This is a genomic window from Streptomyces sp. NPDC056503, assembly GCF_042794995.1.
Lineage (GTDB): Bacteria > Actinomycetota > Actinomycetes > Streptomycetales > Streptomycetaceae > Streptomyces.
In genome coordinates, this window is the sequence record NZ_JBHTST010000002.1 from 101,766 (window position 1) to 125,902 (window position 24,137).

Annotated in this window: 22 protein-coding genes and 1 pseudogene; 12 read left to right on the forward strand and 11 right to left on the reverse strand. The window is 74.6% G+C overall.

The genetic code is table 11. The features are described 5' to 3' along the window. Positions 1–91 precede the first annotated feature (91 nt). Positions 92–646 carry a GNAT family N-acetyltransferase gene (locus tag ACFQ8C_RS01130; RefSeq protein WP_383450832.1) on the reverse strand — a complete coding sequence of 185 codons (555 nt, stop codon included), beginning with the start codon at positions 644–646 and terminating at the stop codon, positions 92–94. Between the two features lie 149 nt (positions 647–795). Then, entirely contained in the window at positions 796–1,608 is an 813-nt protein-coding gene (locus ACFQ8C_RS01135; protein ID WP_383450835.1) for an isocitrate lyase/phosphoenolpyruvate mutase family protein, read from the reverse strand. Between the two features lie 217 nt (positions 1,609–1,825). Between ACFQ8C_RS01135 and ACFQ8C_RS01140 the strand changes: the two are divergent. Beyond that, positions 1,826–2,056: pseudogene (locus ACFQ8C_RS01140) on the forward strand (MerR family DNA-binding protein); the annotation flags it as partial. 21 nt (positions 2,057–2,077) lie between these two features. Here the strand turns inward: ACFQ8C_RS01140 and ACFQ8C_RS01145 are convergent. Beyond that, positions 2,078–3,397 (reverse strand): hypothetical protein, encoded by a 1,320-nt coding sequence (locus ACFQ8C_RS01145; RefSeq protein WP_383450838.1) that lies wholly within the window; start codon positions 3,395–3,397, stop codon positions 2,078–2,080. A 236-nt stretch (positions 3,398–3,633) separates the two neighbouring features. On the opposite strand from ACFQ8C_RS01145, the gene ACFQ8C_RS01150 reads away from it, so the two are divergent. Next, entirely contained in the window at positions 3,634–5,064 is a 1,431-nt protein-coding gene (locus ACFQ8C_RS01150; RefSeq protein ID WP_383450841.1) for a polysaccharide lyase 6 family protein, read from the forward strand. Positions 5,065–5,144: 80 nt separating this feature from the next. Here ACFQ8C_RS01150 and ACFQ8C_RS01155 read toward each other — a convergent pair whose 3' ends face one another. After that, on the reverse strand, positions 5,145–5,825 hold the full coding sequence (locus ACFQ8C_RS01155) for a response regulator transcription factor (protein ID WP_383450844.1): 681 nt from the start codon (positions 5,823–5,825) through the stop codon (positions 5,145–5,147). Then, positions 5,822–7,081 (reverse strand): ATP-binding protein, encoded by a 1,260-nt coding sequence (locus tag ACFQ8C_RS01160; protein WP_383450846.1) that lies wholly within the window; start codon positions 7,079–7,081, stop codon positions 5,822–5,824. Before ACFQ8C_RS01160 ends, ACFQ8C_RS01155 begins: the two co-directional genes overlap by 4 nt. Before the next feature lie 136 nt (positions 7,082–7,217). Here ACFQ8C_RS01160 and ACFQ8C_RS01165 point away from each other — a divergent pair, with 136 nt between their 5' ends. The 3 genes from ACFQ8C_RS01165 to ACFQ8C_RS01175 are packed head-to-tail and all read left to right on the forward strand — an operon-like array spanning position 7,218 to position 10,575. Next, positions 7,218–8,210: an ATP-binding cassette domain-containing protein gene (locus ACFQ8C_RS01165; protein WP_383450849.1), complete on the forward strand. Its 993-nt coding sequence runs from the start codon at positions 7,218–7,220 to the stop codon at positions 8,208–8,210. After that, positions 8,207–9,760, forward strand: a complete 1,554-nt coding sequence (locus ACFQ8C_RS01170; RefSeq protein ID WP_383450851.1) for an ABC transporter permease subunit — start codon at positions 8,207–8,209, stop codon at positions 9,758–9,760. The genes ACFQ8C_RS01165 and ACFQ8C_RS01170 overlap by 4 nt, the downstream gene beginning before the upstream one ends. Continuing rightward, positions 9,757–10,575 carry an ABC transporter permease gene (locus ACFQ8C_RS01175; RefSeq protein WP_383450854.1) on the forward strand — a complete coding sequence of 273 codons (819 nt, stop codon included), beginning with the start codon at positions 9,757–9,759 and terminating at the stop codon, positions 10,573–10,575. The genes ACFQ8C_RS01170 and ACFQ8C_RS01175 overlap by 4 nt, the downstream gene beginning before the upstream one ends. Positions 10,576–10,635: 60 nt before the next feature. Here ACFQ8C_RS01175 and ACFQ8C_RS01180 read toward each other — a convergent pair whose 3' ends face one another. Next, positions 10,636–12,156: a serine/threonine-protein kinase gene (locus ACFQ8C_RS01180; protein ID WP_383450857.1), complete on the reverse strand. Its 1,521-nt coding sequence runs from the start codon at positions 12,154–12,156 to the stop codon at positions 10,636–10,638. A gap of 360 nt (positions 12,157–12,516) precedes the next feature. Here ACFQ8C_RS01180 and ACFQ8C_RS01185 point away from each other — a divergent pair, with 360 nt between their 5' ends. The 4 genes from ACFQ8C_RS01185 to ACFQ8C_RS01200 all read left to right on the forward strand — a co-directional run bounded on the left by ACFQ8C_RS01185 (position 12,517) and on the right by ACFQ8C_RS01200 (position 17,169). Then, complete coding sequence (locus ACFQ8C_RS01185) at positions 12,517–13,737, forward strand: hypothetical protein (protein WP_383450860.1); 1,221 nt, start codon at positions 12,517–12,519, stop codon at positions 13,735–13,737. 219 nt (positions 13,738–13,956) lie between these two features. Continuing rightward, a complete protein-coding gene (thrS, locus tag ACFQ8C_RS01190) occupies positions 13,957–15,207 on the forward strand; it encodes a threonine--tRNA ligase (RefSeq protein WP_383450862.1) in 1,251 nt (416 codons plus the stop codon). A 125-nt stretch (positions 15,208–15,332) separates the two neighbouring features. Beyond that, positions 15,333–16,043: a DUF998 domain-containing protein gene (locus ACFQ8C_RS01195; RefSeq protein ID WP_383450865.1), complete on the forward strand. Its 711-nt coding sequence runs from the start codon at positions 15,333–15,335 to the stop codon at positions 16,041–16,043. Between the two features lie 85 nt (positions 16,044–16,128). Then, entirely contained in the window at positions 16,129–17,169 is a 1,041-nt protein-coding gene (locus ACFQ8C_RS01200) for a vWA domain-containing protein (RefSeq protein WP_383450867.1), read from the forward strand. Between the two features lie 26 nt (positions 17,170–17,195). Here the strand turns inward: ACFQ8C_RS01200 and ACFQ8C_RS01205 are convergent, their stop codons facing one another. Continuing rightward, complete coding sequence (locus tag ACFQ8C_RS01205; protein ID WP_383450870.1) at positions 17,196–18,425, reverse strand: FAD-dependent monooxygenase; 1,230 nt, start codon at positions 18,423–18,425, stop codon at positions 17,196–17,198. A gap of 185 nt (positions 18,426–18,610) precedes the next feature. Here ACFQ8C_RS01205 and ACFQ8C_RS01210 point away from each other — a divergent pair, with 185 nt between their 5' ends. Then, entirely contained in the window at positions 18,611–19,636 is a 1,026-nt protein-coding gene (locus tag ACFQ8C_RS01210; protein WP_383450871.1) for a TetR/AcrR family transcriptional regulator C-terminal domain-containing protein, read from the forward strand. 24 nt (positions 19,637–19,660) lie between these two features. On the opposite strand, the gene ACFQ8C_RS01215 is transcribed toward ACFQ8C_RS01210, so the two are convergent. The 3 genes from ACFQ8C_RS01215 to ACFQ8C_RS01225 all read right to left on the reverse strand — a co-directional run bounded on the left by ACFQ8C_RS01215 (position 19,661) and on the right by ACFQ8C_RS01225 (position 21,830). Then, entirely contained in the window at positions 19,661–20,161 is a 501-nt protein-coding gene (locus ACFQ8C_RS01215; protein ID WP_383450874.1) for a hypothetical protein, read from the reverse strand. Beyond that, entirely contained in the window at positions 20,158–20,577 is a 420-nt protein-coding gene (locus tag ACFQ8C_RS01220) for a hypothetical protein (RefSeq protein WP_383450876.1), read from the reverse strand. Before ACFQ8C_RS01220 ends, ACFQ8C_RS01215 begins: the two co-directional genes overlap by 4 nt. Positions 20,578–20,708: 131 nt before the next feature. Continuing rightward, positions 20,709–21,830 carry an RNA polymerase sigma-70 factor gene (locus ACFQ8C_RS01225; RefSeq protein WP_383450879.1) on the reverse strand — a complete coding sequence of 374 codons (1,122 nt, stop codon included), beginning with the start codon at positions 21,828–21,830 and terminating at the stop codon, positions 20,709–20,711. Positions 21,831–22,015: 185 nt separating this feature from the next. Between ACFQ8C_RS01225 and ACFQ8C_RS01230 the strand changes: the two genes are divergently transcribed. Next, complete coding sequence (locus tag ACFQ8C_RS01230) at positions 22,016–22,495, forward strand: carboxymuconolactone decarboxylase family protein (RefSeq protein ID WP_383450882.1); 480 nt, start codon at positions 22,016–22,018, stop codon at positions 22,493–22,495. A 22-nt stretch (positions 22,496–22,517) separates the two neighbouring features. Here ACFQ8C_RS01230 and ACFQ8C_RS01235 read toward each other — a convergent pair whose 3' ends face one another. Beyond that, on the reverse strand, positions 22,518–23,090 hold the full coding sequence (locus ACFQ8C_RS01235; RefSeq protein WP_383450884.1) for a hypothetical protein: 573 nt from the start codon (positions 23,088–23,090) through the stop codon (positions 22,518–22,520). Between the two features lie 73 nt (positions 23,091–23,163). Here ACFQ8C_RS01235 and ACFQ8C_RS01240 point away from each other — a divergent pair, with 73 nt between their 5' ends. Then, positions 23,164–24,111, forward strand: a complete 948-nt coding sequence (locus tag ACFQ8C_RS01240; protein WP_383450887.1) for an aminoglycoside phosphotransferase family protein — start codon at positions 23,164–23,166, stop codon at positions 24,109–24,111. The last annotated feature ends 26 nt before the right edge of the window (positions 24,112–24,137 follow it).

Here is a 24,137-nt window from a genome sequence, read left to right on the forward strand (position 1 = left end):
GAGCGCCTCCAGGTACGCGTCCAGCCTGTCGAGCGCCGTGTCGTCGGGAGGAAGAGCCGTCCCGCCACCCTGGCGACGGCTCCCCCGCACCCTAGGAGGCCTCGGGGCTCCGGGAGAGTCCCCACGTCTGGAGCACGAAGGGGCGGCCCTTCTCCTCCCCCTCGATCAGGGGGACGTCGAGCAGGGTGAAGCCCGCCTTGGTGGCCACGGCCATGCTGGCGGCGTTCTCGGCCTCCAGTTCCAGGACCACCCGCTCCACGCCGAGCTGCTCGAAGGCGTAGCCGGCCATGATCCGCACCGCGCGGCCGGCAAGGCCCTGCCCGCGGTGGGCCGGGCCGACGGCGTAGCCGAGCTCCACGCCGTCCGGGAGGCGCCGCAGCATCACCTCGCCGAGCGGCGCGCCGCCGTCGACGGTGATCGCGAGCAGGATGGTCGTGCCCTCGGACCGGAGCGTCCGGGCCCGCTCCAGCCTCGCGGTGGCGGCCTTCTCGTCGAAGGGCGAGACGATCGGCGTCCAGTAGGCGACGTCGGGATCCTCGAACAGGTCCGGCATCGCGGAGAGGTCGGCCTCCGTCCAGTCACGCAGGACGAGCCCTTCTCCGGTCAGCTCGATCCGAGCGGGGAACGGGTGGGCGGCGCTGCTCATACGGGGTTCCTTCCTGGTCACCGGGACGAGGAAGCATATCGGGGCGATCGTCGGTCCATCCGATGACCGGGTTCCCGCGTCCGCATTCCGCGGCGGGCCGGCGCCGCTCCCGCCGCCCCTCCGAGCCGGGCCGTACCGCCCGTGCCCCGTCAACCGGTCTTGGCGAAGAGGTCGTTGAGTTCCGGGTAGTCCAGTGCGCCCTGGAGGGATTCGTACGTGCCCGCGCCGTACAGTTCGCGCGCCGCGTGCCGCGCCGCCGCGTAGGCGGACTGGACGACGCTCGAACCGAGGCTGACGCGGGCCACGCCGAGGGCGCCCAGCTCGACCACCGGCGGGGCGCCGGGGCCGGCCAGGACGTTGAGGGGGACGGTCAGGGCGTCGGCCAGGGCCTTGATCAGCTCGGGGTCGGTGACGCCGGGGACGAAGATGCCGTCCGCCCCGGCGTCGACGTACGAGCGGGCCCGCGCCAGCGTGTCCCCCAGGCGGCCGGCGGGGTCGCCCAGGCCGAGCAGGTACGTGTCGACGCGGGCGTTGACGAAGAGGTCGGCGCCCGCCCGGTCGGCGGCGGCGCGGACGGCCTCCAGCCGGGCGGCGAGGATGCCCGGCGGGCGGGTGCCGTCCTCGATGTTGATGCCCACGGCACCGGCTTCCAGGACGCGGGTGACGGTGTCGGCGACCTCGGCGGGGCTCTGGCCGTGGCCTCCCTCGATGTCGGCGCTCACGGGCACGGTGACCGCCGCCGCGACGCGGGCGACGGCGTCCACCGCGAGGTCCCGGGAGACGCGGTCGCCATCGGGGGCGCCGAGCGACCAGGCGACGCCGGCACTGGTCGTGGCGATCGCGGGGGCACCCGCGGCCTCGACGATCAGGGCGCTGGCGACGTCCCAGGCGTTCGCGAGCGCGAGCGGACGGGCGGAGGTGTGGAGGGAACGGAAGAGCGAGGCTCCGTGGCTGCTGGTCATGGCCCCCAGCCAACCAGAGACGAGCCCCGTCGTCCGGCAGGAATCCGACAGGGACGCTCGGCAGGCGGGCGTTCCCGGCAGACGACGCCGGCCCGGGCGCTCAGGCGCCGATCGGAGTGGCTCCGGTCGCCGCCAGGGAGACGTCCCAGAGCCGGGCGGCCTCCTCGGCGTCGACGGCGTACTCCCTGACGCCGCCGTCGTCCATGGGCGCGTCGGGCGCGAATCCGGCGTGCCCCTCGCCGAGTTGAAGCGGTTCGCCGCGCTGGTGCGGTGCGGTCAGGGCAACGAGGCGGAGCGCCTCCGCCTCCTCGACGCCCACCAGCGGCGCGTCGACGCCCGGATCCGGGCGCTGGAGGAGTGCCGGTCCGTCATCGCCTGGAAGGTGGGTGTCTACGCCGACCACCTGGCGCGCGGCGAGGCCGGCGGGCTCTGGGACCCGACGTCCTGAGGCGGAGGTCTCCAGGGGCCGTCAGAGGGGCAGCCGCCCCGGGAAGGCGCCGTGGCCGACGTCCGGTGCGGTGAGGGCCAGCCAGCCGTGGCCGCGGACCTCGGTGTCCGGGCCGACCTCGTTCGGGTCGACCGAGAGGTGGGCGCAGGCGGAACGGGCGCCCAGGGTGCCCGCGTCGGGCGGGGTGTCGTCGTACTCCGGGTCGAAGTCGGGTTCGTCGACCGCGAGGGTCTCCCAGGGCAGCGGGTCGCCCTCCCATTCGGGGTCGCTCTCGGCGGCGAACCGGCGGATCACCCGGCCGTTCTCGGCAGCCATCCACACGTCGGAGCCGCCGGCGTCGTCCAGGAAGAAGAACTGGGCCTGGCCACAGTGCGCGCTGAGCCGTTCCACCGTGTCGACCATGTCGTCCCAGTCGTCGCCGACGAGGAGGTCGTAGTCGCCGAAGACGAGGCGCCAGCCGTTCAGTTCCGGGGTGACGAAGACCCGGCCCACGGACCGGGCGTGGCCTCCCTCCTCCCCTGCGGGCACCCGGACCTGCCGTCCCTCGGACGCGGCGATGCCCGCCGCACAGGTCACGGGGCGCCGGTCGTGCAGGTCCAGGGCGTCGAAGAGCCCCTCGTACGAGGCCGCCGGCACGGCCATCCACCAGCCGCTGAGCACGTTGGAGGGGGTGGTAGGGGTCTCGTGCGGGATCTTCACCCGGATCAGCCGCTCGATCGCGGCGCGGTCGCGGTCGTCGAGCGCGTCGGTCCCGCCGCCCGCGACCAGGGCCGCCATCGCGCCCCGCCGGACGCGCGGCGGCGCGTCCGGGTCGCGGCGCAGGGCGCGCAGCCGGGGCCGGAAGGAGTCGTGCAGGGCGCGGGCGTAGTCGTCCGCCCGGTACGGGACGGTGCGGCCGCGCGCGTAACACTCCACGAGCGCCCGCAGCCCGGCCTCGGAGTCGGTACCCAGCCGCAGGAGCCCCGAGAACCCGTCGCCGGAGGTGCCGTAGCGCGGAGAGGCCGCCAACTGCGCGTACCGGTCCGCGCAGCGTTCGTCGAACGCCGTGAGCAGCCGTCCCGCCAGCCAGTCCGTCACCTCCTCGCGCCGCCATGCCGCCACCAGCGCGTCGAAGGCGGGCGGCCCGATCAGCCCCAGGGCCCGCAGGTAGGGCTTGAGCCCGGACGACGCCCGCACCCCGACGGCCCCGGCCAGCAGGGCCGGCACCACGCTCCCGGCCCGCGCCGTCAACTCCTCGGCGGCGGCCTCGGCGCGCGCCGGGTCGTCGCTTCCCAGGTCCTTGAGGAGGGCTTCCGGCAGCGCTTCGGGGAAGGGGTGGTCGTGCGGAGAATCGGTCTTCATACGTCGGCACACTAGCCCCGGCCACCGACAACGCCGCCGGGCCGCCCGGGCACGGACGGGGGCGCGGGCGCGGGTGCCGGCGGGGAACGGGATCGGGCGCGGACGGGGGCGCGGCATCGGGCACGGCGGGGGCGCGGGATCGGGCCTGCGGCCGTCCGGCCGACCGGCGTTAGCGCCGCGTCAGCGAGACGGCAGGGGGTGCGGTGAAGGTGGGGTGGACCACACCAGGAGGCATCATGCGACGACGTACGTTTCTCAAGGGGAGCCTGATGGGCTCGGCCGCTGCGGCGGTGTCCTTCTCCACGCCGGCGCAGGGGACGGCCGCGGCGGCCGGGACCGTGAACGTCAGCGGCATCGCGGCGCTCCAGAGCGCGATCGACGCCGCCGTGCCCGGCGACCGGATCGTCCTCGCGGACGGCACCTACACCGTCCCCTCGGCCGGCATCCGGATCACGGGCAAGCAGGGCACGACCGCGGCGCCGATCACCATCGTGTCGGCGAGCCGCGGTGGCGCCGTGCTCAACGGGCCGGTCGGGTTCCTGCTCTCGGGCTCCGGCAACATCACGATCAGCGGCTTCGCCTTCCGGCAGACGAGCACGTTCGCCATCCCCGCCGACTGCTCCCGCATCCGGCTGACGCGCAACGACTTCAAGCTCGCCGACACCGCCGGGCTCGACTGGGTGACGGTGCGCGGCGACGACGCCAAGATCGACCGCAACTCCTTCCACCACCGGAGCTCGCAGGGCATCTTCCTCGTCGTCGACGGGCCCGGGACCACCGCCATGGCCCAGCGGACCCACATCTTCCGCAACTACTTCGCCGACCACTCCTACACCGGCGCCAACGGCGGCGAGGCGATCCGCCTCGGCGTCAGCCACCGCGCCCTGTCCACCGCGGACGCCGTCGTGGAGTACAACCTCTTCGAGCGCTGCGACGGCGACCCCGAGGCGATCTCGGTCAAGTCCTCCGGCAACACCATCCGCTACAACACCCTCCGGGACGGCAAGGGCGGCATCGTCCTGCGCCACGGCAACGCCGGTACGGTGGCGGGCAACCACGTCCTCGGCGGCGAGAACGGCGTCCGCCTGTACGGCAACGACCACCTCGTCGTGAACAACCACATCTCCGGTACGACCTCGCGCGGCATCGTCATCGGCAGCGGCACCACCCGGGACCACCACGCCGGCGAGAGCACCGAGGAGCGGCGCGGGAACGACGCCTGCGACCGGGCCGTCATCGCGCACAACACGCTCGTCGGCAACTCCGCGACGATCTCCGGCGAGAGCCGGGCCCACGAGCCCCGTGACGTCGTCGTCGCCGACAACATCCTCGTCGCCTCCAGCGGCAGCCTGGTCGACCTCGGCGCCACCAGCGGCTTCACCTGGCAGGGCAACATCCTCTGGGGCTCGGCCTCCAACGGCACCATCCCGTCCGGCGGCTTCCGCCGCGTCGACCCCCGGCTCCGGAAGGACGCCGACGGCGTCAGCCGTCTCACCGCCGGCAGCCCGGCCGTCGACGCGGCCACCTACACCGCGCTGGCCCTCGCCGAGGACGCCGACGGGCACGCGCGCGCCGCCGCCCGGGACGTCGGCGCCGACGAGTACTCCACCCTCGCGCCGGTCCGCGCGCCGCTGACGACGGCCGACGTCGGGCCGGACGCGGCCTGAGCCGACGGCGGTTCGCCCCCTGACCGGTGACGCCCGGGGTCGGCGCGTCGCCGGCCCCGGGCCCGGCCGCCCCGACCCGCTCAGGGGCGGGGCGGGGCGGCCGGGCCGGTGATCCGGTAGCCGACGCCGGGGGTGGTCGCGATGACCGGGGGTTCGCCGAGTTTGCGGCGCAGTCGACTGATGGTCACCGTGACCGTGTTGGTGAACGGGTCGGCGTGCTCGTCCCAGACCTGTTCGAGGAGCTCCTCCGTGCTGAGGAAGGCGGGGCTCGCGGTCAGGAGCGCTTCGAGGACCGCGAACTCCTTTACCGACAGGTCGAGTCGGCGACCGGCGCGGGTGGCGGCGCGGCGCGTCGGGTCGAGTTCGACGTCCGCCGCGCGCAGGACGCGGGAGCGGGCCGCGGGGCGGCGGCGGGCCAGGGACCGGATCCGCAGGACGAGTTCGGGGAAGTGGAAGGGCTTGGCGAGGTAGTCGTCGGCGCCGAGGGTCAGACCGCTGACCCGGTCACCGGGCGAGTCGGCGGCGGTCAGCATGAGGACCATCACGCGGTCGTCCCGCTCGGTGATCATCCCGCAGAGGACGTCGCCGTGGATGCCCGGCAGGTCCCGGTCGAGCACGACGACCTCGTACGCGTTGACGTTCAGCTTGGCCGCGGCCTCAAGGCCGTCGTGGGCCACGTCCACGGCCATGCCCTGGTCGCGCAGTCCCTCGGCGACGACCTCGGCCAGGTCGCGGGCGTCCTCGACCACCAGGACTCTCACCGTGTCACGTCCGTCTCCGTGCCGGGGCCCGCTGCCGGACCGTCGGCCCGGCGGGGGAGGGTGATGGTGACGCGCAGGCCGCCGTCACGGCGGGCACGCAGGTCCAACGTACCGTGGTGGGCCTCGGTGACGGCCGCGACGATGGAGAGTCCGAGGCCGCTGCCCCGGCCGCCGCCCGTACGGTCGGCGGCGAGGCGGCGGAAGGGCCGCGCGAGCTCGGCCACCCGCGCCGGGTCGAGGAGGGGGCCGCCGGACTCCACGACCAGGGAGACGGAACCGCCCCCCTCGTCCCCCTCGCCTCCTTCCGCCCGTACCGCGACGGTGATCCAGCCCCCGGGCTCGTTGTGCGTGATCGCGTTGTCGATCACGTTGTCGACGACCCTGCGCAGCAGGGTCCGGCTGCCCCACACCCACGCGGCGTCGTCGATCGTCCCCTCGCGCACCGTCAGGCCCTTGGCGTCGACGTCCCCGGCCCGTCCGGCCAGCGCCGTCCGCGCGAGCCGGCCCGGGGCGAGTCGCTCCGAGTCGGCGAACCCGCCGTGCTGGGTGCGTGCCAGGACGAGGAAGCCCTCCAGCAGCCGGTCCACCTGGTCGAGTCCACCGCGGATCCTGGCCGCCAGGGTGGCCGTGGTCTCGGCCACCGGGCCCGGCTTGGCGAGGGCCACGTCGAGCGAGGCGCGCATCGTGGTGAGCGGGGTGCGCAGCTCGTGGGAGGCGTTGGCGACGAAGAGGCGCTGGGCGTCGAAGGAGCCTTCCAGGCGACCGAGGAGGTCGTCGATGGTGTCGGCGAGGTCCTTCACCTCGTCGCCGGGGCCGGCGACCGCCAGGCGTTCGTGCAGACTGTCGGCGGTGATCCGGCGGGTGGCCTCCGTCATCACGCGCAACGGGCGCAGCACGCGGCCGGCGACGAACCAGCCGAGGCCGACCGAGACCACCGTCATGACGCCGAGCGCGATGGCGGACCCGAGGAGGATCTGCTGGGACCGGGTGTCGTGCGCCTCGGCCAGCCGCCGTTCCAGCTCGCCGACGCGGGCCTGGGCCTGCGCCGCCGTGGCGGGCCGTCCGCCGCCGCCGGGCGCGGCCTCGCTCTCCCTCGATCCGGCGGAGGCCACCACGGCGGCGAGGGCGAGGGCCGCCGCTCCGGACAGCAGGAAGAGGGTGACGTACAGGGCGGTGAAGCGGGCGCGGGCGGTCCCCCCACGCGGTCCGAGCCGGGCGGTCAGGCCCCTGAGCCGTCGTGACGGACCCCATGTCATCCGCCCGCTCCCTTCTTCCGCCTCGTCCCGGGGCCGCGCCCCGAGCTCCCGTGACCAGGCTAGGCCGGGGCGCATAACAGCGAGATGACAGCGCCCGTTCGGCCCCTGTGACCCGTGTCGCCCCACGGTGGGGTCCATGACGGATGAGAGCGCCGCCGGCAGCGGCGGCCACGAGCGCCGAAACGGCGACCACGACACGCGGGCGACGATCGAGGTCGTCGGTCTCCGCAAGCGCTTCGGGCCCCGGGTGGCCCTGGACGGGATGACGTTCACCGTGCGTCCGGGCCGGGTGACCGCCTTCGTCGGCCCCAACGGCGCGGGAAAGTCCACCACCATGCGCGTCGTCCTGGGCCTGGACGCGCCCGACGAGGGGAAGGCGCTGGTCGGCGGCGTTCCGTACCGGACGCTGCGCCGCCCGCTGCTGCGTCTGGGGGCACTCCTCGACGCCTCCGCCCTGCAGCCCCACCGCACCGCCCGCAACCACCTCCTCTGGCTGGCCCACTCGCAGGGCCTGCCGGCCCGGCGGGTGGACGAGGTCATCGAACAGGCCGGGCTGGGCACGGCGGCCCGGCGCAGGGCGGGCGGCTTCTCCCTGGGCATGCGCCAGCGCCTGGGGATCGCGGCGGCACTCCTCGGCGATCCGCCGGCGGTCATGCTGGACGAGCCGTTCAACGGCCTCGACCCCGACGGGATCGTGTGGATGCGCGGTGTCCTCGTGTCGCTCGCCCGGCAGGGCCGCGCCGTCCTGGTCTCCAGTCACCTGATGAGCGAACTCGAAGGCACGGCGGACCACCTGCTGGTGATCGGACGCGGCCGGGTGGTGGCCGACACCGGTGTGCGCGAGCTGCTCGCCGAGGCGTCCGGCGGCCGGGTCGTGCTGCGTACCTCCGAGGCTCCGCGCGCGGCCGAGGTCCTGGGGGCCGCCGGTGCCACCGTGCGCGCCGACGGCCGGGACCGTCTCGGCGTCCTGGGCCTGTCGGACGAGGAGGTCGTGAGCCTGCTCGTCCGGAACGCGGTGCCGTTCTCGCAGGTGTCCGCACACCGCGCGAGCCTTGAGGAGGCGTACATGGAACTCACCCGGGACGCGGTGGAGTACCGGGGCGTCCCGCACGGGGAGGCCACGCGATGAGGGCGACCCCCGTCCCCCGTCCCCCGGCCGGGGCGCGCGCCGAACGGGGCGGCCTCCGCCGGACGGTGCGGGCCGAGTGGACCAAGTTCCGCACCGTACGCGGCTGGATCCTCGGCATGGCGGGTGCCTTCCTGCTGACGGTCCTGGTCGGGCTGCTCGGCACCGCCGCCCCCGCGGGGCCCGGCACCGTCACGTACCCGAAGGGTCCCGGCGGCGAGGCGGTCAACGACAGCTTCTACTTCGTCCACCGGACGCTCACCGGCGACGGCACCCTCACCGTCCCCCTGCGTGCGCTGACCGGACTGGCCGCCACCGGGGTCGGCGACAGGCCGGCCGAGGAGGTCCAGCCCTGGGCGAAGGCCGGGATCATCGTCAAGGAGAGCCTGGCCCAGGGATCGCCCTACGCGGCGGTGATGGCCACCGGCGGCCACGGCGTGCGGATGCAGTACGACTACACGCACGACACGGCCGGCCCCGCCGGCGCGGTCTCCGGGGGTTCGCCGAGCTGGCTGCGCCTGGTCCGTTCCGGCGACACCCTCACCGGTTACGCCTCCGCCGACGGCTCGCGCTTCACGAGGATCGGCTCCGCGAGGCTGCCCGGGCTTCCCCGCACCGTGCGCGCGGGGCTCTTCGCCACGTCGCCGGAGGCCATGGAGGAAACCGGGGCGGGCGCGGGCTTCAGCCCCGCCGTGGCCACCGGAACCTTCGGACGTCCCGGCCTCACCGGCGGCTGGTCGGAGGGCGACTGGAGCGGTACGCAGGTGGGCGGCGGCGCCGGCACCTCCGGCAGCTACACGAACACCCTCCAGGGCGGCTTCGCGCCGACGGCCGGCGGTGGGTTCACCGTGACCGGGGCCGGTGACATCGCGCCGGTCGTCGGCGGGCCCGTCATGGGCGTCGGCTACGCCATGGAGGACTTCCTCGTCGGCACCTTCGCGGGGCTCGTCGTGGTGATCGCCGTGAGCACGCTGTTCATCACCGGCGAGTACCAGCGCGGTCTGCTGCGCACGACGATGGCGGCGACCCCCCTGCGGGGCAGGGTGCTGGGTGCCAAGGCCCTCGTGGCGGGGGGCGTCGCGTTCGCGGTCGGCCTGGCCGCCGCCGCGGTCGCCGTCCCGGCCGGCGAACTCGGCGCGCGGGAGAGGGGCTTCTCCGTCTTCCCCGTCACGTCGGCGACCGAGGTGCGCGTCGTGGTGGGCACGGGACTGCTCTGCGCGGCCACCGCCGTGCTCGCCCTCGGCGTGGGGACACTGCTGCGGCGCGGCGCCACGGCGGTCGCCCTCGTCATCGCGTCGATCGTGCCGCCCTTCCTCCTCGCCTCCTCCGGCGTGTTGCCGCCGGGGGTGTCGGAGTGGCTGCTGCGGCTGACCCCGGCGGCGGGCTTCGCGATCCGGCAGACCCTGCCGTACCACCCGCAGGTGCTCAGCGTGTACGAGCCGTCGACCGGGTACTACCCGCTGGCTCCGTGGGCCGGCTTCGCCGTGCTGTGCGGCTACTCCGTCCTGGCCATCGGTCTGGCCGCGGTGCGGCTGCGCGGGAGGGACGTATGAGTCCCCTCGGCGCGGCGCGGCGCGCGGGGCGCGGGGACTTCGGGCGCGCCGTGCGCGCGGAGTGGACGAAGCTGCGCACGGCGGGGGGAACGGGATGGCTGCTCCTCCTCGCCGTCGTCCTGACCGTGGCCGTCGGCTGCGGCACCGCCAAGGCGGTGAAGTGCCCGGAGACGGGGTGCGGCCAGGACGCCGTCAGGCTCACCCTGAGCGGCGTCACGGTCGGGCAGGCGGTCGTGGCCGTCCTCGCGGTGCTGGCCGTCAGCGGCGAGTACGGCACCCGCCTGCTCTCGACCACGCTCATGGCGGTGCCGAACCGGCTCACCGTCCTCACCGCCAAGGCGACGGTCCTCACCGCGGTCGTCCTGGCCTCGGGAACGGCCGCCGTCCTGGCCTCGGTCCTCGTCGGCCGCTTCGTCCTGCCCGGCAACGGCTTCACCGAGGCGCACGGCTACGCCCCGCTCTCCCTGGCCGACGGCCCGACCCTGCGCGCGGCCGCGGGCTCGGTCCTCTACCTCTGTCTGATCGCCCTGATCGGCCTCGGCGTGGCGACGGCGGTGCGGGAGGCGGCGACGGCCATCGGGCTCGTGCTGGGGCTGCTCTACCTCTTCCCGGTCGTCGCCCAGGTGGTCCACGACCCGGCCTGGCAGCGTCTCCTCCAGCAGATCGCGCCGATGCCCGCCGGCCTCGCGGTCCAGGCCACGATCGGTCTGGACACCCTGCCGATCGGCCCCTGGGGCGGTTTGGGCGTGCTCGCCGCGTGGGCCGCGGCCGCGCTTCTGGCGGGCGGCCTGCTGCTGCGCGGGCGCGACGCGTAGCGGCCCCGGGCCGCCCTCCGTCCTCCGCCGTCCGGCCCGCGGCCGGCTCGACGGCGGGGGCTACGTCCCCGGGGAGGAGCCCGCGCGGAAGCCGGTGCAGCCGAAGCGCTCCCATCCGGCCCTGTCGTCGTCGGCGGCGTGGTAGACGACCACCGTCCAGTCTCCGGCCTTCGAGGTGACGGGCGGTGCGCCGGGGAAGTCCCCGGGGTACGTCAGGGACTTCCCCGCCGGTCCCAGGCGTACCGGGCGGGAGGTGTAGCCGAAGCCCTTGCCGCCCGGGGGCTTGACGCCCGCCACCAGGCGAAGGGTGCCCTCGCCGGAGAAGGAGAAGCCGACGTCGGCCGAGGCCGCGCCGGAGCGGTACGTGACCGAGGTCGAGGAGGTGCTGCCGGACGGGCCCGGCGCCGGCGGGCGGTCGCACTCCCCGGCGCCGAGCCGTGCCTGCTTCGGGTCCTCGGACAGGGTCCACCGGACGTCGGAGGCGGATTCCGTCGCGACGGGCCGACGCGTGGACGGAGCCGGGTCCGGGTCCTTCGCCTGCGGCGGGGCAGAACCCCGTCCGGCCCCCCGGCCGCCTTCCGGACCGCCGTCGCTCGCGCTCGTGCCGGCTTGCCCCCGGCCCCAGCCTTGCTGCCACACGACCGTGCCGGCCACGCCGGCCAGCACCAGGACCAGGACGGCGGCGCTCCGGAAGCCGCGCCGGCCGGGCGCTGCGGTGGTCGCGACCGGGGCCGTGTCGAGGCGGGTCGGCGGCAGGACGGCGCCGGTCGCCTCCCCGCCGCAGCGCGCGATCACCTCCGCCACCGTCGGCCGGTCCGCGGGGTCCTTCGCCACGCAGGCGCGGATCAGCGCGCGCAGCCCGGGGTCCGCGCCCGGCGCGTCCGGCAGGTCGACGTCCTCGTGGACCGCGCGGTACGAGACGGCTTCCGCGGGGCCTTCGCCGAAGGGCGGCCGGCCGGTCGTCACGTACGCCATGGTGGCGCCCAGGGCGAAGACGTCGGCGGCCGCGGACGTCTCGTTGCGCGTCAGGACCTCGGGGGCGGTGAAACCCGGGGTCCCCGGCGCCGCGCCGGTCCTGGTCAGGGCCGTGTCGTCCGGGCCGCGGGCGATCCCGAAGTCGATGAGGCGGGGCCCCTCGGCGGCGAGGATCACGTTCTGCGGCTTCAGGTCCCGGTGCGTGATCCCGTGGGCGTGGACGCTCGCCAGCGCCGACGCGAGCGCCGCGAACAGCCCGCGGGCCTCCTCCGCGCCGAAGGGGCCGTCCGCGCCCACCGCCTGACGGAGCGTCGGACCGGGCACGTACTCGGTCGCCAGCCAGTACGGCGCCTCGTCCAGGGACGCGTCCACCAGCCGTGCCGTGTGCGGGCCGCGCACGGCGCGCACCGTCGCGACCTCCCGCCGGAACCGCGCCGACACCTCCGGGTGCCCGACGACCTCGTCCCGGATCACCTTCAGCGCGACCAGCCCGCCGTCCGGTGAACGGGCCAGGTACACCTGTCCCATGCCACCCGCGCCGAGACGGCCGAGCAGGAGGTGATCACCTATGCGCGCGGGATCCTGACCGGATCTCAGTGGGTCCACGCCTCCGTACTGTAGTGCGGCGCCTGGGGCAGCGGCCCGGCCCCGGCGAGCGGCGGCCCGGCGTACGGGGCGGCCCGGCCCCGGCGAGCGGCGGCCCGGCGTACGGGGCGGCCCGGCCCCGGCGAGCGGCGGCCCGGCGTACGGGGCGGCCCGGCGTACGGGACCGCGCCGCGTACGGGGCAGCCCGGCGTACGGGACCGCGCCGCGTACGGGGCAGCCCGGCGTACGGGACCGCGCCGCGTACGGGGCAGCCCGGCGTACGGGACCGCGCCGCGTACGGGGCAGCCCGGCGTACGGGGCCGCGCCGCGTACGGGGCAGCCCGGCGTACGGGGCCGCGCCGCGTACGGGACCGCGCGGAAATGACCGCGCCCCGCCGTACAACCCTATGGGCGGGCTGTGAGTCTTCTTGTCGATCACACCGTGATCTGACCTTCGAGGAGTTCATCATCACCGCCATACGCAAGACCCTCACCGCCACCGCCGTCGTCGGCGCCGTCCTGGTGGGTTCGGCCGCCTGCGGGACGGTCGAGCAGCTGTCCGCCGGGAAGAAGCTGGACCAGGCGTTCGAGAAGCTGGGCAAGGAGAAGTCGATCTCCTTCGAGCTGGACCTGGACGTCGACGCGAAGACGCTCAAGGAACTGGACGCCGAGTCGGACCCGGAGGCCGGTGACGAGATCCCGGACGAGGCCGCCGAGCTGCTCAGCGGCGCGAAGATCAGCGTCACGGTGGAGTCGAAGAAGCCGTTCGAGGAGTCCGGGGAGGAGGACTTCGTCGGGATGGCGATGAAGCTCAGCGCCCCGGAGGGCGACCTGCTCGAGTACCGGCTCGTCGGCGACTACGCCTACTTCCGGTCCGACGTCGAGGCGCTCGGCGAGGCGATGGGCACCCCCATGCCGCCGGCCGACGAACTGCCGCCCGAGGCCGGGGCCTTCAAGAAGGTCCTGGAGGGCGAGTGGGTCAAGGTCGACTACAAGGCCCTGGAGAAGGCCGGCGAGGAGATGGGCGGGGAGGCGGGCGAGGAGGGCCCGGGCGGCGAGCCGTCGCCCCAGCCCTCGCTGGACGCCAAGACCCAGAAGAAGCTGCTGGAGGCGCTGCGCGAGGTCGTCGCCCGTGACGTCGAGTTCACGACGGCCGGCGGTGAGGACGGCACGGAGCGCATCTCGGCTTCGGCGCCGTTCCGCACGCTGATCACGAACCTCGTCGGGGAGATCCGTCCGTTCTCCAAGGAGCTGCCGCCCGGCGTGGAGCTGCCGTCGGCCGCCGACCTGAAGGACGTCCCCGCGGCCAAGGTCACCGCCGACTTCACGCTCAAGAACGGCGAGCTGACCGAGGTGTACGTCGACCTCGCCAAGCTGACGGAGAACGCGAAGGTGGAGAAGCTCGGCCTCGGCCTGAAGCTGAACGCCGGTACCAAGCCGGTCGCCCCGGCCGGCGCCACCGAGCTGAAGCCGGAGGAGCTGATGGGCGCCTTCGCCGGCGCGATGATGCCGGGCGCGGAGGAGTTCGCCGGGGACGAGTTCGGCGGGGACGAGTTCACCGACGAGGGCGAGGGCTCCTTCTCCCACGAACCCGCCGCGTAGCCGGGCCGCCTCGGTGCGCCGCGCACCGGGTGCGGACGAAAACGGGGTGCGGGCGGTCCCGACCCCCCGTAACGTCTCCCGCATGAAGCCTGCCGCCGAGACGACGACGCCGGAGAGTGTCCCGGCGCGCTGACCGTTGTCTCAGTCCGAAGCCCCGGGGCGAGTGCCCCGGGGCTTCGTGTCGTGGTCACTCGCCCGTGAACCCGCGAGGAGACCGCCATGCACGACCACCGCAGACTGGGCCGTGAGCTGGGCCTGTTCGACACCGACCCGCTGATCGGCTCCGGGCTGCCGTACTGGCTGCCCGACGGCGCGACCGTACGGCACGCCCTGGAGGAGTACGTCCGCGACGCCGAGCGACGGGCCGGGTACCGGCACGTGTACTCGCCCGTGCTGGGCAAACGGGAGCTGTACGAGATCTCGGGGCACTGGTCGCACTACAGCGACGACATGTTCCCGCCGATGGACCTCGGCGGCGAACAGGTGGTGCTCCGGCCGAGTCTCTGCCCGCACCACGCGCTGATCTTCCGTTCCCGGCCCCGGAGCCACCGCGAGCTGCCCCTGCGGATGGCCGAGCTCGGCGGCATGTACCGCTCCGAGCTGTCGGGCGTCCTGGGCGGGCTGACCCGGGTACGGGCCATCCAGCTCAACGACGCCCACGTCTTCTGCACCCTGGAGCAGGTCGCCGGGGAGGCGCGGGCGGCGCTGGGGATGATCCGGAGGGCGTACGAGGCGCTCGGCATCGTCCCGAGCCGCTACCGCCTCTCGCTGCCCGGGCCCGGGGGCAAGTACGTCGACGCGCCCGGCATGTGGCGACGGTCCACCGGCCTGCTGACCGAGGCGCTGGAGGCCTCCGGGCTGCCGTACGAGGCGGTGGAGGGCGAGGCCGCGTTCTACGGCCCGAAGATCGACGTCCAGGTCCGCGACGGCGCCGGCCGGGAGTCCACCCTCTCCACCGTCCAGGTCGACTTCCACCAGCCCGAGCGGTTCGACCTGCGCTACGTCGGCGCGGACGGCGCACGGCACCGTCCCGTCATGGTCCACCGCAGCGTCATCGGCAGCGTGGAGCGGGCCGTCGCCCACCTCGTCGAACACCACGGCGGCGCGTTCCCCGCCTGGCTGGCCCCCACCCAGCTGGTCGCCCTCCCCGTCTCCGCCGCCGAACTGCCGTCCGCCACCGCCCTGGTCGACCGCTGCCACGCCGCCGGCCTCCGCGCCGAAGTGGCCGCCCCCGACCAGGGGACCCTCGGCGCCCGGATCCGCGCGGCCCGGCTGGCCCCGTACCAGGCCGTCATCGGCCCCAGGGAGGCCACCGCCGGCCAGGTCTCCGTCCGGCTGCGGGACGGCCGACGCCTGCCCCCGCTCCCGGTCGAGGACGTGCTCGCCGGGATCGGCGCGCTCGTCGCGGCCCACAGCGTCGCCCTGTGGGCGGAGGACGCCGGGACCGCGGTCGGCCGGTCCGCGGGGTAGGCCACGCCGCCGCGGTGCACGAGGTGCGCGGGGGCGCGGGGCGCACGGGGTGCGCCGCGAGCGATGACTTCGCGAGGTGTCGTCGGTCATATGAACGACGACACCCCCGCGAGGAAGGCTCCACCATGACCGACACGCTCACCGCACCCCGTACCGCCGGCTCCACCGCCCCCGCCGCGCGCGATGCCGCGACGCGGTGGGCCGTGACCGGCGGGGTGGTGGCCGGGCCCCTGTTCCTGGCGGCCGGGGTCGCTCAGGGGCTCGTACGGGACGGGTTCGCGTTCGGACGGAACGCGATCAGCCAGCTCGCCCTCGGCGAGGCGGGGTGGGTGCAGACGGTCAGCTTCCTCGTCACCGGCCTGCTGCTCACGGGCGCGGCCTGGGGGCTGCGGCAGGTGCTGCGGGGTGGGCCGGGCGGGACCTGGGGCCCCGTCCTGGTCGGGATCTTCGGCGGCTCCTTCTGGGTCGCGGCCGGCTTCCCGGCCGACGCCGGGGCGGGCTTCCCCGCGGGCGCTCCCGACGGGACGGTCATGACCGGCCACGGAGCCGTGCACATGTCCGGCGGGATGATCGGCTACCTCGCGCTGTGCGCCGCGTCCGTCGTCCTCGGCCGCGCGCTCGCCGCGCGAGGACGGACGCGCCGCTGGACCCTCGCCTCCCGCGTCGTACCGGCCGTCGTCCTCGCGGGTTTCACGGCCTCCGCCGCGTCCGTCCTCGCCTTCACCCTCGCCGCCGGCCTCGGCCTCCTCTGGCTCGCCACGGTGACGGCACTCCTCGCGGCCGACGCCGGAACCGACGCCGGAACGGACGTCGGAACGGGCGCCGCGGCGGGCTGAGCGCACCGCGTCCCGTGTCCGGACCGACTGTCAGTGGTGGGTGAGACGGTAGGGATATCAAGTCGGCGAAGACGGGGAGTTGGCCATGTCCGGAAGCCAGAACTACATCAATCACGTGGCGCTCGTGCTGGACGCCAGTTCGTCCATGTCGCATCTGCGGGGGAAGGTCGTCGAGGTCGCCGACCAGCAGATCGCGTACCTCGCGCGGCGGTCGCGGGAGCTGGACCAGGAGACGCGGGTCACGGTGTACGTGTTCGCGGACAGGGTGCAGTGCGTCATCTACGACAAGGACGTGCTGCGGATGCCGTCCCTGAAGGCGCTGTACAACGTCGGGGGGATGACCGCGCTGCTCGCGGCCGCGCTGAAGTCGCAGCGGGAGCTGGCGCAGACGGCCCAGCTGTACGGCGACCACAGCTTCCTCACGTTCGTGCTGACGGACGGGCAGGAGAACGCCAGCCACCGCTGCCCGGACGCCCCCGGCAAGAGTCCGCGCGAGCTGGTGTCGGCCGTGGCCGAGATGATCGAGACGCAGGACGACAACTGGACGCTGGCCGTGCTCGTGCCGGACCAGGCGGGCAAGCGCGAGGCCATGAGCTGCGGCTTCCCGAAGGACAACGTCGCCGTCTGGGACGCCACGAGCACCCGGGGCCTGGAGGAGGCCGGGCAGGTCATCCAGCAGGCCACGGAGAAGTTCATGGTGGGCCGCACCCAGGGCATCCGCGGGTCGCGGTCGGTGTTCTCCGTGGGCGCGGACGCGGTCAACAAGGAGACGATCGCGGCGGCCGGCCTCACCCCGGTCGACTCGGCCGGGTACCGGCTGATCCCGGTTCCCCGGGACGTCGCCATCCGGGAGTGGGTCACGGAGTCCGGGCACACGTACAAGACCGGGTGCGCCTTCTACCAGCTGAGCAAGTCGGAGAAGATCCAGGCGCGGAAGCGGATCGCGGTCCTGGAGAAGAAGACCGACCGCGTCTACACCGGCCCCGAGGCCCGGGCCCTGCTGGGCCTTCCCGACGAGGAGGTACGCGTCAAGCCCGACCACAACGCGGACTTCACCATCTTCGTGCAGAGCACCAGCGTCAACCGCAAGCTGGTGCCCCACACCCGTCTGCTGCTGATGAGCTGAGTCCCGTTCGGCCACGGCCCGCCCGCTCAGGCGCTCAGCGGGCGGGCCGTGGCCGGCCCGTACTCCGGGAGCGCGATGTCGCCGGCCTTCGCGAACTGCGCGGCGAGGATGCCGCGCATGGGCCAGCGCGTCATCGAGCGCATCGAGAGGTCGCGCATCCGGATGCCGAAGCGGCTCGTCGGGGCGAAACCGGCGGCTCCGCCGGGCGGGAGCTCCTGTGCCTGGGTGACGTAGGGGCGCATGACCGTGTCGTAACGGCGGAAGGCGGGCTCGTGCGCGCCTTCCGCCGCGGCCAGTTCGCCGGCGAGGACGTACGCGCCGACGAGGGCGAGGCTGGTGCCGAGGCCGGTCAGCGGGGTGGCGCAGTATCCGGCGTCGCCGAGGAGCGCCACCCGGCCGCGCGACCAGCTGTCGAGGCGCACCTGGGCCATGGAGTCGAAGAAGAAGTCAGGGGCGGTGCGCATCGCCCGCAGCAGGCGGGGCGTCTCCCAGCCGACTCCGGCGAAGCGCCGGGCGACGATGTCCCGCTGGGCCGCGACGTCCCGGCGGTCGTACGCCAGCGGCGCCGAGCGGAAGCTGAAGCCCGCCTTGACCTCGCCGGGGAGCCGGCCGGGACGGGCGGAGGCGACGAGGCCGCCGGGCGCGTTGTGCATCAGGTACCAGCCGTCGAGGTCCAGGTCGTCGTCGAGGACGGTGAACCAGGCCGTGTACAGGCCGATGGGGTGGGCGAAGTCCCGCTCGGGGCCGAAGGCGAGCGAGCGGACCACGGAGTGCGGGCCGTCCGCTCCGACGACGAGGGCGAAGCGGCGCGGCGGCGCCTTCTCGAAGGTGACGGTAACGGTGCCGGGGTCCGTCTCCTGGTCGATCCCGGTGATGGTGTCGTCGAAGAGGTACTCCGTGTCCGGCAGGCTCTCCTCGTACAGCAGTCGGGCGAGGTCGCCGCGGAGGATCTCGATCTCGGAGACGATCCCCTCGCCGCCGAAGCTGTCGGCGGACACCCGGGCGGTGGTCCTGCCGTCCCGGTCGACGAGGGCCAGGCCGCGCTGGTCGACGGTGACCGCCTTGGCCCGGTCCATCAGGCCCATGCGCTCGATGACGGTACGGCCGGCACCGCGCAGGTCCACGGTCTGCCCGCCCGGGCGGGGCTCCGGCGCGCGCTCCACGATCGTGACCGCGAAGCCCGCCTTGCGTAGCCAGTACGCCAGCGCGGTCCCTGCGATGCCAGCGCCGCTGATGAGGATCTCGTTGTTCTTCATGACGGTGAATGTACGCCGTACGCAGGGTAGTGCGCAAGCAGTAATACGCTGCATTCAGCGCACCATTGGACCTTAGTGCACTAGTACAGAGAGCGGTCGAGGAGCTCGTCCACGAGACTCCCCCGGTCGGCCGCTAGGATGGGGTGCACCCAGGTGCACTAGTGCGGCGGGCGGAGGGCGGAGAAATGTCGGTGAGCGGTGGCGGTGGCGGTGGCGGTGGCGGTGGCGGTGGGCGAGCGGAACCGCGCTACAGCCGGATCGTCGGCGAGCTGCGGCGGCGGATCGAGGCCGGGGAACTGGCACCGGGCGACCGCGTGCCGTCGACCCGGGAGATCACCCGCCAGTGGGGCGTCGCCATGGCCACCGCGACGAAGGTGCTGACCGAACTGCGCCGCGAAGGGGTGGTCCACGCCGTCCCGGGCGTCGGCACGGTCGTGTCGACAGCCCCACCGGTCCCGGCGCCCTCCCCGACTCCCGCGCCCCCCGCCCCCGTCCGGCGGAGCGCGCCGGCCTCCGCCGCCGCGCCGGGCGGCCCGACGGGGCTCACGCTCGGCCGGATCGTGGACGCCGCCGTCGTCGTCGCCGACGCGGAGGGCCTGGCGGCCGTCTCCATGCGCCGGGTGGCGGCCGACCTCGGGGTGGCGACCATGTCGCTCTACCGTCACGTGACCGACAAGGACGACCTGCTGGTACGGATGATGGACTCGGCCATCGCCGAACGCCCGCTGCCCGCCGAGCCGCCGCCGGGGTGGCGGGAGCCGCTGGAGGTGGCGGCCCGTCAGCTCTGGGGCCACTTCCGGGCCCACCCCTGGCTGGCCTCGGCCCTGTCGTTGACCCGGCCGCAGTTGATCACCTCTGCGATGACGTACAGCGAGTGGGTCCTGAACGCCCTGCACGCGCACGGGCTCGACGGCCAGTCGGCCTTCACCGCACACCTGACGCTGCTCAACCACATCCGCGGCCTCGCCCTCAACCTGGAGACCGAGCGGGAGGCGGAGGCCCAGAGCGGGCTCGACAGCGAGGAGTGGCTGGACACGCAGGAGCCCGCCCTCCAGGCGACCCTGGACACCGGGCGGTACCCGACGCTCGCCCGCCTCGCGCGGTCCGGGTACGACTTCGACCTCGACGCCCTCTTCGAGTTCGGGCTCCAGCGGCTCCTCGACGGCCTCGCCGCCCTCCTCGACGACGCCTCCCCGTCCGCGCGGACGTGAGGCCGGACTCCCCGCCGCCCCCCGTCAGTCGTCGGCCACCTGCAGGGCCACGACGAAGTGCTCGCCGTCGGTGCCCGCGAGAAGGCTGTCGAAGAACGGGGTGACCCCGTTCACCGCGCCGCACGCCTCGTCGTGGTTGGTCCACCAGACGGCGTCCGGCCCGAGGAGCGACACCACCCGGTCCGCCGCGCGTCCGGCGACGTCCTCGGGCAGGTGCCGGTGGGACGGCCAGTACAGGTCCACCGCCGCGAGCCGGGCCAGGAACGGCGCCGCCTCGTCCGTCTCCAACGGTTCCAGCGCGGCGCTGATCTCCGGGACGGGAGGCGGCACGTACCCCGGGAGGAAGCGTCTCCACGCCTCGTCCGCCGCCATCTCGGCCAGCAGGACGCGGACCCGCGCGACGAGCTCCGGCAGATCGGGATCGGACTCGGAGAAGCGTCCGGCCGCCACGTACACGCGTGCCGGTGTGGCCAGTTCGGCCACGCAGGCGCGCAGAGCGGGCAGGACCGGCCCGGGGGGTCTCATGCCGCGCCGTCCTCGCGGGGAGCCTCGGCCCGCCGGCCGAGCTGTCGCAGGACGCGCTCGCGGAGGAGCGCGTACTCGTCGTGGAGCCTGCGCCACTCGGCCACGGGCGGGCGGGGGACGACGGTGCCCGCGGTGACGGTCTCCTCGGGGCCGAACTGCTCGCGCGTGAGATCGATCTCGATGCCCTCCCCCAGACGGTTCCACCAGTGGTAGTCCACCCGCTCGCCGTCGACGTGGACCTCGCCGCGGAGCAGTTCGCCGCCCAGGAGGTCGTTGACCACCATCGCGGTCACCCCGCACTGGTCCCGGGCCGGGTTGTCCTCGGTCCAGCGGGACCGGAACTCGGGCGTGCACGTCTCGGTACTCCAGCCGGCCCGCACGGCCCGTTCGATGTCGGAGAGAAGCAGGGGCGTCATGCCCGTGATCCTGTCAGGCGCCACTGACAGGGGTCGGTGACCGCCCGACGCGGAACGGTCGAGGCCCGACGCGGAACGACCGAGGCCCGGCCCGGAGGCCGCTCCGGCAGGCAGGGCGCGGACGGACTCGCTCATCGTCGGCGGGGGCCGAGCGGTTCGGAACCGGGCGGCCACGACTCGTCCTCGACCGGCCTGCGGCGCAGCGGGGTCTCCCGGTCGAGGTGGAGCAGCTTCTCGGGGTTCCGTACGGCGTAGAGGCCGGTGACGCGGCCGTCGGCGACGCGGAGGGCCAGCACGGTGTCGACGGAGGCGCCGGACCGGCCTTCCGGCGGGGCGTCGGAGAGGTGGCCGGAAAGGTGGACCGTCAGGGCCCGCTGCCCGTTGACCGTGACCGGCCGGAGGCGTGCCGCCGTGGTGGCGAGCCCGGCCAGGACGCGGGCCACCCGGTCGGCTCCCACGACGGGGGCGAGCGCGGCCCGGGCGACTCCGCCGCCGTCGGTGAGGAGGACGACGTCCGGGGCGAGGACGGCGAGGAGGCGTCGGAGGTCGCCCGTCTCGACCGCCCGCCGGAACGCCTCCACCGTCCGGCGGGTCTCCTCGGCCGTCGCGGCCCCGCGCGGCCTGCGGGCGGCGACGTGGCCGCGGGCGCGGTGGGCGATCTGGCGGACGGCCGCGGGGCTCTTCTCGACGGCTTCGGCGATCTCGTCGTAGCCGAGCTCGAACACCTCGCGCAGCACGAAGACCGCCCGCTCGGTGGGGGCGAGCGTCTCCAGCACCAGCATCATCGCCATCGACACGCTCTCGGCCAGTTCGACGTCCTCGGCGACGTCGGGCGCGGTGAGCAGCGGTTCGGGCAGCCAGGGGCCGACGTACGACTCCCTGCGCCGGCCGAGCGCGCGCAGGTGGCCCAGCGCCTGCCGGGTGGTGATCCGTACGAGGTACGCGCGCGGCTCCCGCACGGTGTCGGGGTCGACGCCGATCCAGCGCAGCCAGGTCTCCTGGAGGGCGTCCTCGGCGTCGGCGGCGGAGCCGAGGAGCTCGTACGCGACGGTGAAGAGGAGGTTGCGGTGGCGGAGGAAGACGCCGGTGACCCGGTCGTCGGGGGCTCGGCCGACCGTTGACCGGTCGGTCGTGGATCGGTCGGTCCTGGACCGGTCGGTCGTGGATCCGTCCGTCGGCACTGGGTCGGTCGTCAGCCGGTCGGTCGTCAGCCGGCCGGTCCTCACTCGGTCGGTCGTCAGCCGATCGGTCATCGTCGGGGTCCCGCCCTTCGGTGGTTCGCGTGCGCGCCGTACACGAGACGCCGGTCGTGCCCGCCGTGTGACAGCCCGGGGCAGTGAGCCAGGCCACACCGTGCCGCCGTCACAGGGCGCGGGTCCTCGGCATCTCGTGGTCGTCCGCCGCGACACCGCGTACGACCACGAGTGAGGAAGACGTCATGGAACCCCGTTTCCACCTGTTCGACAGCCCGACCGCCGCGAAGGTCGCCAAGCGCTTCTACGCCACCTCGCTGGCCCTCGACTCCTCGACGCTCCCCAAGTCCCTTCGGGAGCTGGTGGAGTTGAGGGTCGGCCAGCTCAACGACTGCGGCTTCTGCGTCGACATCCACACCAAGGAGGCCGCGGCCGCCGGGGAGACGGCGCTCCGGCTCCACCTGGTCGCCGCCTGGCGGCACAGCACCGTGTTCACGGAGGCGGAACGGGCCGCGCTCGCGTTCACGGAGGAGGGCACCCGGCTCGGCGACGAGGGCGTCTCCGACGCGACCTGGGCCGGCGTCCGCGAGCACTTCGACGACGACGAGGTCGGTGCGCTGGTCTGCCTGGTCGCCCTGATCAACGCGGCGACCCGGATGAACGTGATCGTGCGCAACCCGGGCGGCTCGTACGAGCCCGGGGCGTTCGCCGGCCTGGCGAGCTGAGCGGCGGGGCCGCGCCCCGTCCTCACCGCCCGGACGGAGACTCCGCGCACACCGCCAACAGGGCCTCGAAGGCGGTGTGGGCGGCGTCCGCGGAGTGCGCGGCATCGGCGGCATCGGCGGCATCGGCGGGAAACTCCCGTACGACCGCCCCTCCCTCGGGCCAGGTGATCACGTAACTCCGGGCGAGGTGGGAAAGACCTCCCCAGGGCTCTCGTGCGTGCTTCCGCGCCAGGACGCCGCCGCATCGCTCGCAGGCGATCCACGGCACGAGGACGTCGTCGGCGGACCCGTCCCCCGGGCCGCGGACGACGTCCGAGGCGGCTTCGACCAGCCTCACCGGGGACGGCTCGCCGTCCCCGGGGCACCGGAGGAGCCGGGGCGTGAGGGCCTCCCTCTCGCCCCAGCCCTCCGCGAGCACGGAGATCCGCGCCCTCGTCGACTCGCCGATCCGCACCTGGTGGGTGAGCAGGCCGGAGACGAGCAGCGCGAGCGCCGCCTCCTGCTCGCCGATGGACCAGCACTCCCCGGCTTCCTCCGCCTCGGCCTCCGGCAGCAGGGCGACGAGCCGTCTCCAGACGGCGAGTTCCTCGGTCACGCGAGAGACGCTATCCGACCCGGCGCGAGACGGTACGAGACAGACCGGGCCGTCCGAGTCTAGGTTGCCAGGCATGACCGACACCGACTCCCCGCCCCGTACGGAGATCACCGCCGCGCTGATCCAGGACCTGCTGCGCGACCAGCACCCCGACCTGGCCGACCTCCCTGTGAGGCTCGGCGCGCGCGGCTGGGACAACCAACTGTGGCGACTGGGCGATGACTTGGCCGTGCGGCTTCCCTGGGCGACGGACGACGCGGACGCGCTGCTCCGCAAGGAACACGCGTGGTTGCCGCACCTCACCCCGGGGCTGCCGCTGCCCACTCCGGTCCCCCAGCGGCTCGGGGAGCCGTCGGAGCGGTTCCCGCGCCCGTGGCTCGTCACCACCTGGGTCCCCGGGACACCGGCGGACCACTCCCCCGCGACGCGTGGCGCGGAGGCGGCCGACAGCCTGGCGGCCTTCCTGACGGCCCTCCACCGGCCCGCGCCGGACGGAGCCCCCGCCGGCCGCGGGCGCGGTGGACCGCTCTCCGCGCACGACGAGCCGTTCGCCGAAGGGCTCGCGTCCGCCACCGAGTTGGGTCTGATCCCCGATCCGGACGGCGCCCGCGCGGTGTGGCGCGACGCCGTCACCGCCCCCGTCTGGACGGGGCCGGCCCTGTGGCTCCACGGCGATCTCCACCCCGCGAACGTCCTCACCTCGGACGGAACCCTCTGCGGTGTCATCGACTTCGGCGACCTGTGCGCGGGCGACCCGGCCTGCGACCTCGCCTCCGCCTGGATCCTCCTCCCGGACGACGACGCCATCGGGCGCTTCCACCGCGCCTACCGCCCGGCGGCGGACCCGGCCACCCTCCGCCGCGCCCGGGGCTGGGCGCTCCTCCGTGCCCTCGGCGGCCTCCACATCGGCGAAGCCGGCGTCCGGGGCCGCCCCGGCGGCAAGCCCACCTGGGGCCCGCCCGCGGCCCGCTCCCTGCGACGCCTCGTCGCCACCGCGGCCGACCGGGACCGACGCGCGTGAACGGGAGGGCCGGGACCCCGGAACTC